This is a genomic window from Mammaliicoccus sp. N-M50 (assembly GCF_022386995.1).
Lineage (GTDB): Bacteria > Bacillota > Bacilli > Staphylococcales > Staphylococcaceae > Mammaliicoccus > Mammaliicoccus sciuri_A.
This window is the reverse complement of record NZ_JAJNJA010000003.1, coordinates 303,405-315,556: the sequence shown is the minus strand read 5'-3', so window position 1 is coordinate 315,556 and position 12,152 is coordinate 303,405. Positions and strand designations below refer to the sequence as shown.

The 12,152-nt window shown below is 34.0% G+C and carries 9 protein-coding genes; 7 read left to right on the top strand and 2 right to left on the bottom strand.

The features are described 5' to 3' along the window. The 6 genes from LQ622_RS07255 to LQ622_RS07230 form a co-directional block, all read left to right on the top strand. Positions 1–574 (top strand): LPXTG cell wall anchor domain-containing protein (locus LQ622_RS07255; protein ID WP_239774867.1); only part of this gene is annotated, 574 nt, incomplete at its 5' end. Positions 575–815: 241 nt separating this feature from the next. Continuing rightward, positions 816–4,664 carry an SdrD B-like domain-containing protein gene (locus LQ622_RS07250; protein ID WP_239774865.1) on the top strand — a complete coding sequence of 1,283 codons (3,849 nt, stop codon included), beginning with the start codon at positions 816–818 and terminating at the stop codon, positions 4,662–4,664. A 144-nt stretch (positions 4,665–4,808) separates the two neighbouring features. Then, on the top strand, positions 4,809–6,422 hold the full coding sequence (locus LQ622_RS07245; protein ID WP_239763423.1) for a poly(glycerol-phosphate) alpha-glucosyltransferase: 1,614 nt from the start codon (positions 4,809–4,811) through the stop codon (positions 6,420–6,422). 86 nt (positions 6,423–6,508) lie between these two features. Continuing rightward, a complete protein-coding gene (locus tag LQ622_RS07240) occupies positions 6,509–6,904 on the top strand; it encodes an acyl-CoA thioesterase (RefSeq protein WP_239763424.1) in 396 nt (131 codons plus the stop codon). A gap of 15 nt (positions 6,905–6,919) precedes the next feature. Continuing rightward, positions 6,920–7,726, top strand: a complete 807-nt coding sequence (locus tag LQ622_RS07235; RefSeq protein WP_239763426.1) for a glutamate racemase — start codon at positions 6,920–6,922, stop codon at positions 7,724–7,726. 68 nt (positions 7,727–7,794) lie between these two features. After that, a complete protein-coding gene (locus LQ622_RS07230) occupies positions 7,795–8,421 on the top strand; it encodes a LysE family translocator (RefSeq protein WP_239763428.1) in 627 nt (208 codons plus the stop codon). 995 nt (positions 8,422–9,416) lie between these two features. Here LQ622_RS07230 and LQ622_RS07225 read toward each other — a convergent pair. Then, a complete protein-coding gene (locus LQ622_RS07225) occupies positions 9,417–10,559 on the bottom strand; it encodes an aminotransferase class I/II-fold pyridoxal phosphate-dependent enzyme (RefSeq protein ID WP_239774863.1) in 1,143 nt (380 codons plus the stop codon). Next, positions 10,552–11,457 carry a PLP-dependent cysteine synthase family protein gene (locus LQ622_RS07220; protein ID WP_126477825.1) on the bottom strand — a complete coding sequence of 302 codons (906 nt, stop codon included), beginning with the start codon at positions 11,455–11,457 and terminating at the stop codon, positions 10,552–10,554. Before LQ622_RS07220 ends, LQ622_RS07225 begins: the two co-directional genes overlap by 8 nt. Positions 11,458–11,675: 218 nt before the next feature. Here LQ622_RS07220 and LQ622_RS07215 point away from each other — a divergent pair, with 218 nt between their 5' ends. Beyond that, positions 11,676–12,107: a MarR family winged helix-turn-helix transcriptional regulator gene (locus LQ622_RS07215; RefSeq protein ID WP_058611422.1), complete on the top strand. Its 432-nt coding sequence runs from the start codon at positions 11,676–11,678 to the stop codon at positions 12,105–12,107. Positions 12,108–12,152 lie beyond the last annotated feature (45 nt).

Sequence of the window (12,152 nt, the reverse complement as noted above, 5' to 3'; positions counted from 1 at the left end):
CGCCGATGCAGACAGTGATTCGGACGCAGATAGTGATTCGGACGCAGATAGTGACGCAGACAGTGATGCAGATGCGGATAGTGACGCCGATGCAGACAGTGACGCCGATGCAGACAGCGACGCAGACGCGGACAGTGATTCAGACTCTGATAGTGATGCAGACGCAGATAGCGATGCAGACGCGGACAGTGATTCAGATTCTGATAGTGATGCAGACGCAGATAGCGACGCCGATGCAGACAGTGACGCAGATGCGGATAGCGACGCAGACTCTGATAGTGATGCAGATGCAGATAGTGATTCAGACGCGGATAGTGACGCAGATGTAGATAGCGACTCAGATTCTGACAGCGATTCAGAGGCAGGTATGTCATCAAATGATTCAAACAATAATGGTGGTAATGGTGATGCTAATCAATCGAATGAAAATAATCAAGATCATAAAGCAAGCCATAACAAACAATTACCTGATACAGGTGAAGAATCAGAAGTTAATACAACTTTAATTGGTGGTTTATTAGCAGGATTGGGTTCATTATTCTTATTCGGTCGTCGTAGAAAAGAAGATAAATAAATTTATATTAAACATTCGTAAAGTGGTTATGTCAAATGATATAACCGCTTTATTTTTTGATTTAAATTCAATTTAATGAATGTAATTAAATGTAAAATAAACATAATTTTAATATATATTATCTTTATAATTAAAGTGTTGAATATTTGAATAGCCCGAAATATAATATTTTTTGATAAGTGCTCATATAAATAAAATGACTTTTCAATAAGAAAAATTGATATTTTAGGAGGAATGAATAATGAAAAAGAAACCAAAATCAAGAAGTGGTAAAATAGATTTTATTTCTAATAAATTAAATAAATATTCAATTAGAAAATTCACTGTTGGTACTGCTTCAATTTTGGTTGGTGCAACACTATTATTCGGTTTAGGTGATGAAGCGAAAGCAGATGAGGTATCTAACGAAGATTTAGTAAAAGCACAATCAAAAAGTTCTCAAAATGATGAAAAATCTAATGACATAAATGGGGATAATTCATCAACATTAACAGAAGAATTAAGCACAGAGGAAAAAGTAACAGAAAAAGCATCACTAGAAAAAGAGAGCACAGAAGAAAATACACTAGAAGATAATGTAACAGATGAAGTATCATCAGAAGAACCAGTTATAGAAGAAAAATCGACAGAAGAAAATAGAGAAGTAATATTACCAACTGAAAAAACAAATCAAGAAGACAAAGCATCAGAAAAGTTTACTTCTGAAGAATCGAGCACAGAGAAAAAAGCATCAGAACCAGTATCTATAGAGGAAAATATAACTTCAGTAAATCAAACTAAAGAACAACCAATTACAGAAGAAAAAACACCTACAGAATTAGAAATTGAAAATTCTAGAAACGAAGAAGTCTCAATAGATGGAACTTCTAGTACACAAGCAAAAGTAATTGATCAACCTACAAATTTTTCTGAAGAAGATTTAGTTAATGAAGTAGATGACAAAATTAAAAATTTATCAGATGACGATCGTAAATTAATTATTGATAATGCAAAAATTAATTTTAAGGAAGATTCTTTAGAAGATGTGAAAAAGAAGATTTCTTTAGAAGCTATTAGATATCAATCTAAGAAAATCGATAAAAATAAGGTGCCAGCTACGACTTCTAGAAACTATACAGGGTTCAGAGCTGTGCCTATGGTTGATACAAATACAGAAGCTAGTGGTCAGAATGTTAATGATAAAGTAGTTATCAACAATTTTAATTTAGATAAAAGAAAATTTGACCCAAATCAATCTGGATTTACTAATATGAATGTATCATTTAGAATAACTGATTCTATTAAAGAAGGCGATTACTTTACATTCGATGTTCCTAATAATTTATCTCTAGACGGGGACATTGATTACAGTAAAGTAGGGTACCAAATGAATCTTGCTAAATTAAAAAATGAAAATGGAGACATTATAGCTACTGGTACTTATAATACAAAAACAAAACAAGGTAAATACATCTTCACTAATTTTGTAAATGAGAAAGAAAAAGTAAAAGGTAACTTTGAGATTCCGATATTTACAGATAGAAAAGAATCACCAAGAAGTGGAAATTATCCAGTAAGTTTTAATATAGCAGGTAAGCGATTCAATTCAACTATCAATCTTGATTACAGTTCTCCATTTGCTGGAGTTCCTGGAGCAAATGGCGCCAATATATCATCCAATATTAATAAAATAGATAATAAATCAGGTGAAAGAACTTATAAACAAGTAATATATGTTAACCCATTAGCTAAACAACTTTATGGTTCAAATGTTAATGTTAAAGGTTATTATGATGATCCAACTGTTAGTAGCACATTAGTGAATTCAGATAATACAAGATATAAAATTTATGAAGTAATTAATCCAAATCTATTAAATGAAAGTTATTTTGTAGATCCAAATGATGGAAACTTTAAAGATGTTACTGCGAATTTTAATGGTTATATTACTGATAATAATGATAATTCAACAGATATAAAATTTGGTGATATTAATAAAGCTTATGTAATTTTAGTAGATGGTCATTATGATGAAAGTGAAAATGATGTATTGACACGAGTTACAGAAACAAATCGTGATTATTATGGTAACCCTAGCTCATTCTATTGGGATAATCGTAACATTCTTAGATTTGGCTCAGGTAACGGTGATGGAGAAAATATACCTAAATATAACTTAGGTGATTATGTATGGGAAGATACAAATAAAGATGGCGTGCAAGATGAAGGCGAAAAAGGAATCGGAAATGTAACAGTAATTTTAAAAGATAAAGATGGACAAGAAATCGGTAGAGCAATCACTGATGAATCAGGTAAATACATTTTTAGAGGACTTAAGAATGGTGATTACAAAGTAGAATTTGAGACTCCAGCTGGCTATAAACCAACTATTGAAAATAATGGTGATGATGCTAAAGATTCAGATGGTCTTAATGTAAATGTAAGAATTCAAGATGCTGATAATATGACTATTGACTCAGGATTCTACAAAGAAAAACCTAAGTATAACTTAGGTGATTATGTATGGGAAGATACAAATAAAGACGGCGTACAAGATGAAGGCGAAAAAGGAATTGGGAATGTAACAGTAATTTTAAAAGATAAAGATGGACAAGAAATTGCTAGAACAACAACAGATGAAACAGGTAAATATATTTTTAGAGAATTAGAAAATGGTAAATATACAGTAGAATTTGAAACACCACAAGGATACACTCCAACAGTTAAAGATCAAGGTGGTAACGATGAAAAAGATTCAGATGGACTAAAAGTTGAAGTTACAATTAACGATGAAGATGATATGTCTATAGATTCAGGATTCTATAAAGAAGATACTGATGCGGATGCTGATTCAGACTCAGATAGCGATTCAGACTCAGACAGCGATTCAGACTCAGACAGCGATTCAGACTCAGACAGCGACTCAGACTCAGATAGCGACTCAGACTCAGACAGCGACTCAGATTCAGATAGCGACTCAGACTCAGATAGCGACTCGGATTCTGACAGCGATTCAGATTCAGACGCGGACGCAGATTCAGACGCAGATTCTGATTCAGACGCAGATTCTGATTCAGACGCAGATGCTGATTCAGACGCAGATGCCGACGCAGATGCAGATTCTGATTCAGATTCAGATGCTGACTCAGATGCAGATGCTGACTCAGACGCAGATTCAGACTCAGACGCTGATGCCGACGCAGATGCAGATTCTGATTCAGATTCAGACGCAGACTCAGACGCAGATGCTGACTCAGACGCAGACGCCGATGCAGATGCTGACTCAGATGCAGATGCTGACTCAGATGCAGACTCTGACTCAGACGCAGACAGTGACTCAGACGCGGATAGCGATTCAGATGCAGACGCCGATGCAGATGCTGACTCAGATGCAGATGCTGACTCAGATGCAGACTCTGACTCAGACGCAGACAGTGACTCAGACGCAGACTCAGATGCAGACAGTGACTCAGACGCGGATGCTGATTCAGATGCAGATAGCGACTCAGATGCAGATGCTGATTCAGACGCAGATTCAGACTCAGACGCGGACGCTGATTCAGATTCAGATTCTGATTCAGATGCAGATTCAGACTCAGATGCAGATTCAGACTCAGATGCGGACAGCGATTCAGACGCAGATTCAGACGCAGATGCAGATTCTGATTCAGATGCAGACGCAGACGCTGACTCAGACGCAGACAGTGACTCAGACGCGGATGCTGACTCAGACGCAGACAGTGACTCAGACGCGGATAGCGATTCAGACTCAGATGCGGATGCTGACTCAGATGCGGATGCTGACTCAGATGCGGATGCAGATTCAGACTCAGACAGCGATTCAGATTCAGATAGCGATTCAGATGCGGACGCTGATTCAGACTCAGATATGGGAATGGGATCAACTGATTCAAGCAATAATGATGGAAACAAAGATACTAAAGCAACAAATATGAATAATAACAACAATAAAGATAATCATCATAAATATTTACCAGATACTGGTGAAATGACTTCAATTAACGGTGCTTTATTCGGTGGATTATTTGCTGGTGCAGGTTCATTATTATTACTTGGTCGTCGTAAAAGAGACAACAAAGATAGTAAGTAAAAACAACTAGAATAAAATAATGCTAGATTTTGGCCGGGACATTTATATGTCCTGGCCTCTATAATTTTTCAAAAAATGGTATAATATGTATAATTAGAGTGAATTTTTGTGTTATATAAATTAATAAAGAAAGGAATGTTATACATGGTTATAACTAATCAATTCAAAGATTTATTAAATAGTCATTCAAATGTAGAAAGAATATTTGTTAGTGTTGGTCATCCTTCTCAAAAAGCTTTAGTTAAAATGTTTAAATCACATAATGCTGACCGAAATATTAAAAAATATATAGAAGCATTTCGAAAAAATACTGGTAAAAAAGCTGAATGGGTTAAAATAGATTTCGTTACTTCAATAGAAGAAATAAAGTATGAACAATTGAAGCATGATTTAATCAATACACGTAGAAATTATGTTGAATATGGTTTTGCTTTAGATGAGAACTGGGACTTAGCGTTCTTACCAGAAGAAATTAATGCCAATGCATTTATTAGACCTAAAAAAGGTACTAAAGAATTTATCATGTCTGAGAAAAATATTAATAACTACATAAATAAATATAAAAAATTAAGAAAATACTTCACACATAGCAATTATGAAAATGAATCTGTTTATAAGTTCTACACAAAAAGTTACTTCTTTGAAGAAAATCAACTTATTGAATTAGAAGAAAAGGGATATCGTAAAGGTTTGAGAAGAATTGATAATCTTAATGAAGAAATAGATCGATTAATTAAAACAAGTACTCACTTTTTGAAAGATCAAATTCAAGATAACGGAAAGTATATTTACGGTTATTTTCCACATTTTGATAATGAAATAGGCTTCTATAACAACTTACGTCATTCATCTTCGACATATGCATTAATAGAAGGTCTGAGTTATTTAAATGAAGATGTCACAATTGTAGAAAAGGCGATTGATTATTTAATTAAACATTATTTATATGAAGTTGATGGCGCAGGATATATATTTGATGATACAGAAGGTATGAATGAAATAAAATTAGGTCAAAACGCTGCATTTATTTTTGCGATTTGTGAGTATTTAAAACATGTACCTGATAATGTTCGATATTTAGAAGCTGCTCAGAAAGTTGCTAAAGGGATATTGTCGATGATTGATGATCAACAACAAACGATACACGTATTAAATTATCCTGATTTAACGATAAAAGAACAATTCAGAATTGTATATTATGATGGTGAAGCTGCTTTAGCGTTATTAAGACTTTACCAAATTGATCATAATGAAGAATGGTTGAATACTGTCAAAATGTTATTTGAAATGTTTATAGAGAAAAAATATTGGAAATACCATGATCACTGGTTAGGATATTGTACAAATGAATTAGTACAAATTGACCCACAAGAGAAATATTATAAATTTGGCATTCAGAACGTATCGAGTTATTTAGATTATATGCAACAAAGGGAAACGACATTCCCAACATTTTTAGAAATGTTAATGGCGACTTATCACTTAGTCGAAAAAGCTAAGAAGACTGGCTATGCTGATCTTGTTGAAACTTATTTAGATGAAGAAAAATTCATTAAGACAATACATATAAGAGCTGATTATGAAAGAACAGGCTACTTTTATCCTGAAATTGCAATGTACTTTAAAAATCCAGCACGTATTGTGAATTCATTCTTTATTAAACATCATGGCTATAGAGTAAGAATAGATGATATTGAACACTATTTATCAGGCTATGTTCAATACCAAAAAGTATTTAAAGATTCTAGTATTGCTTAAGGTTGATTTAATGAATGACTTTAAGTGATAATATGTATAAAGTTATTTTGAAATAATAAAAAATGATGTACGAAGGAGTCTTTTTAATGCAAGAGAGAAAATTAGTCGCTGAAAAAGAAATCGAAGTTAATGTTTATGATATTGATGCTATGGGCATTGTGAGTAATATTGTGTATGTAAGATGGTTTGAAGATTTAAGAACTGCTTTTATTAACCAATATATGACTTACTCAGAAATGATGAAACTTAATATATCACCAATATTGATGAGAACTGAGGCAGACTACAAAGTACCATTGACGATTCATGATAAACCAGTTGGTAGATGTTGGTTAGTTAAAGTGAGTAGAATGAAGTGGGAACTTGAATTCGAAATTGCTACAGAAGACAAAGTGCATTGTACGGGATATCAAAAAGGTGGATTTTATAACGTGGTAGATGAGAAAATAGCACAAACACCGAAAGTATTTTTAGAAATTTAAGTTAGGGTGGCATATATGACAAATAATCAAGACACGTTATTGAAACCTATTGCTGTTTTTGATGCGGGAATTGGTAGTTATTCAATTGTAGAATTGTTAAAAAAGACATACCCAAATCAAGACATAATATATCTGGCAGATCGCAATCAGTTTCCTTATGGTCAAAAATCTATCCATGAATTAGAAACTGTAATTAAGGAAACCATTCATTATTTAGGGAAGTGGAATCCTCGTTTGATTATCGTGGCATCTAATGTACCAACGATTACTATTTTGGATAACATGAAAGATAACTTTGATACTGAAATCGTAGGTGTTTATCCACCGGTGAAAGAAGCATTAGAGAAATCTTCTAGTAAACAAATAGGTATTTTAGGTGTTCAATCCCTAATTGAAAGTGATGCATTAAATGAATTTATAAACAATGAAGTTTCTTCAAGTCACGTATATCAATTTAATGCTTCTTCATTAGTTGAATTAGTTGAAGACGGTTCATTTATATCCGATAAATATCGTACTTTAATGACTGTGAAGAATTTTATGGATGATATTATAGACCAACATGAAGAAATCGATATATTTACATTATCTTCTACACATTTACCGTGGTTGTATAGTTATTTTAAAGAGTTATATCCGCATATCATGTTTATTGATCCTGCTCAAACTGTTATTGAACAAGCAGAATCATACACTTCCAACGGTCATGGGACGATTAAGACATTAGTAACTGAAAATGAGGACTATACTATAGAAGGTTTTGAATCTATACTTGAAAAGTTAAATATAAACTTAGACATTGAAAAGGTCGAGATAAATTAAAATTTTCATTTTACAACTTTAGATTATATGTTAGTATATCTTAACGATTAATTTAAAGGGGGTAAATGATGTTTGATATCGTATCTTTTCAACTGTTTTTAATCACAGTGCTTATCATCTGTATCACACCTGGTATTGATATGATGTTTATACTAAATAGAAGTATTTCACAAGGTAGAGATGCAGGTATATATTCAGCATTAGGTGTATCGGTTGGTGCAGTTGTTCATACTGTACTATCAGGATTAGGGTTGTCCATTATTTTACAAACTTCCGTGGTCTTATTCACAATTATTAAAATTGTCGGAGCAGTATATTTAATTTATTTAGGTATACAAATGTTTATAAGTAAACAATCGTCAATTTCAATAAAGAAGACTGTGTATCAATCTCGTAGAAAACTATTTGTACAAGGCGTGATCACGAACGTTACCAATCCAAAGGTAGCACTATTCTTTATTTCTTTTATTCCACAGTTTATTTCAGTGGATAATCAGTACGGTCCAATACCATTTTTAATATTGGGCAGTATTTTCGCAGTAATGGGTGCGATCACATCATTTATCATTGCGATCTTTTCAAGTAGTTTAACAACAAAATTAAGAGATAATATCGTAGCAGAAAAAATTATCAATAAAATAAGTGGCGCAGTATTTGTCATATTAGGAATAAGTCTATTCGGTACAAAATCATAAAGAAGTGAAAATGGCGCGGAACATTGAATAATGTCCCGGCCATTTTTTATATTGAGGAATAATAGAGTGAAGGGCGTTGTATTTATCAAGACTGAGCAAACAAGATAAATAGAGGCGTTGTATTTATCAAGATTGATCAAACAAGATAAATAGAAACGTTGTATTTATCAAGATAAATAGAGGCGTTGAATTTATCAAGACTGACCAAACAAGATAAATAGGAGCGTTGTATTTATCAAGACAGGCAAAACAAGATAAATAGGAGCGTTGTATTTATCAAGACTGGTAAAACAAGATAAATAGGAGCGTTGTATTTATCAAGACTGAGCAAACAAGATAAATAGGAGCGTTGAATTTATCAAGACTGAGCAAACAAGATAAATAGAGGCGTTGTATTTATCAAGATTGACCAAACAAGATAAATAGGAGCGTTGAATTTATCAAGAGTGACTAAACAAGATAAATAGAGGCGTTGTATTTATCAAGACAGGCAAAACAAGATAAATAAGAACCTCGCACATTGCAAGTGGAGCGTGACTAGCAACATTGGAGCCGTGAATATTGCAAGTGGGACGTGACTAGCAACATTGGAGCCGTGAATATTGCAAGACGACCCAAACAAGCAACATAGCTCGCCCGTATGTTGCAAGACGACCCAAACAAGCAACATAGAGCAGCCGTATGTTGCAAGACGACCCAAACAAGCAACATAGCTCGCCCGTATGTTGCAAGACGACCCAAACAAGCAACATAGCTCGCTCGTATATTGCAAGACAGCCCAAACAAGCAACATAGAGCGACCGTATGTTGCAAGACGACTCAAACAAGCAACATAGCTCGCTCGTATGTTGCAAGACGACCCAAACAAGCAACATACGCATCTCACACACCTCACAAACCGCCATCCCACACTAAATACACCCATCCACCACACCTCAAATATGAAAAAAGGCTGAGGAAGCGGTCAAATTCCGCTGTCTCAGCCTTTCTTTTTATTATATTTGGTTTAATGCTTGGTTTAAGTCTTCTACTAAGTCTTCTGTATCTTCTATACCGATAGATAAACGTATCATGCCGTCTGCGATACCTTCTTTATGACGAATTTCTGCTGGTATTGATGCATGTGTCATAAGACTTGGTACTGAAATTAAGCTTTCTACCGCGCCTAAACTTTCTGCTAATGTGAATAATTTTGTATGTTTAATGACTTCTTTTGCTTTTTCTACATCAGCGACTTCAAATGAAATGATACCTGGGTATCCTGAAGCTTGTTCGAAGTGAATATCGCGATTCACATGGTCTTCGTTTAATGGATGAATTGTTTTAACAACATTTTCATGTTTGTTTAGTAATGCTACGACTTCTTTAACGTTTCTATTGATTTGTTCTACTCTTAAACCTAATGTTTTGATACCACGTGTTAGTAAATAACTATCTTGAGGTCCTAAAATACCACCAGTTGAATTTTGGATGAAGCCAATTCTTTCTCCAAGACTTTCGTTAGCTGTTACAACTAAACCTGATACAACATCACTATGTCCACCTAAGTATTTAGTAGCTGAGTGAAGTACAATATCAGCACCTAGGTCTAATGGATTTTGGTAATAAGGTGTCATAAATGTATTATCTACAACTGTTAACATGTCATGTTTTTTAGCAATGTCACTTGCTGCTTTAATATCTGTTACTTGAAGTAACGGATTTGATGGTGTTTCAATAAATAACATTTTAGTTGTATCTTTAATAGAAGATTCGATATTGCTTACATCAGTTGTATTGATAAAATCAAATTCAATACCGAAGCGAGAGAATACTTTTGTTAATGCACGGTAAGTACCACCGTATACATCTGAATTAATTAAAATATGGTCACCTTTGTCTAATAACATGATGACTGCTGAGATTGCTGCCATACCTGAACCGAACGCATAACCATTTGTACCGTGTTCTAAATCCGCGATTAATGTTTCTAATGCTGTACGAGTAGGGTTAGTTGTTCTAGAGTATTCATAACCTTGTCTTAAATTTCCGATTCCGTCTTGTTCATAAGTACTTGTTTGATAAATTGGTGTTGTTACCGCACCTGTATATGCATCTGTTGTTTTACCGCCATGGATGAGTAATGTTTTTTTATTCATAATCTTTTCCTCCATAATTAAATATATTTTTAGACATATATCTATCACTGCCATCAGGGAAAATGACAACAATATGTCCTTGTTCGATTTGTTTTGAAACGTCTATTGCTGCTTGTAATGCTGCGCCTGATGAACTACCAGCAAGAATACCTTCATTTAATGCAAGACCTGATACATTTGTAAATGCATCTTGATCCGAAATGACTTTAATATCGTCGATTAAATCTCGCTTTAGAAATGGTGGCCACTTTTCAACGCCAATACCTTCAGTATCGTGAGCATGCGCTTCGCCACCAGCAAGAATGCTTCCTTCAGGTTCTACAATGATATTACGTACTTGATGTTCTTTCATGACTGAAGCTATTCCTGTAAAAGTTCCGCCAGAACCAGCACCAGCAATCAAATGTGTGATGTCTGGACATTGTTCAAGAATTTCTGTCGCTAAAGTATGAACATATGCTTGTGGATTCTCATCATTTTCAAATTGATTGATGTAATAAGCGCCGTATTCTTCAGAGTAGGTCTGTGCTTGTTGACGCGCACCTAACATACCTTCTGAACGTGGTGTTCTTCTTACTTCAGCCCCTAAAGCTTTCATGATGTTCATTTTTTCTTCCGAGAATCCTTCAGGTGCAAAGATAACGCAGTTCATATTGTAATGGTTCGCTACGATAGCAAGTCCAATACCTGTGTTTCCGGCAGTGGCTTCAACTATTGTATCTCCAGAACGAATATTACCTTCAGCTAGTGCATGTTCTATTAGATGCTTGCCTAGTCGATCTTTAATGCTGCCACCTAAGTTATAACTTTCTAATTTCGCAAATATTTTCACGTTGTCTGTACTGTAATGTTCCAATAAGACAAGTGGCGTATTCCCGATTAAATCAAATGCTTTCATCCCATTACCCCAATATAAAATTAATAAATACCTTAGTTTTTCAATAAGAATTATAGGTTAAACATTATTAAAAATCAACTAAATTAAATTTGTTAGAATATTGAAAATATAATAAAAACAAAGTTAGTATATTTTTTATACTCAAAACTGTTGACATTTATTAGTGAGGGCGTTACAATTATCTCGAAATCGAAATAATATTTGAATAGGTGATGAACATGGATAGAACGAAAGAATCATTAAAAGCGCTAGTAGGTATAAAACGTACAAATGATACGTTAGATCGTATTGTTAAACAAGATATGAAGAACTACGGTTTAAATATTACTGAATTTGCTGTAATGGAACTTTTGTATCATAAAGGTGATCAACCTATTCAAAAAGTAAAACAACGCATCTTAATTGCAAGCAGTAGTACAACTTACGTCATCGATCAACTTGTTAAGAAAGGATATGTAACACGTCGACAAGATGAGCAAGATAAACGCATTACGTATGCTGTTCTAACCGAAAGTGGTCATGAATTGATGGAACGTATTTTTCCACAACATGCCGAAACAATTGAAAAAGCATTTTCTATATTAGATGACGAAGAGCTTGCGATTTTTCGTAGAGCACTTAAAAAAATAAGCGCAAATTCTACTGAGTAGTGGATAGCGCAAATTTTTTTACAACTTATTATTTCGAATTCGAAA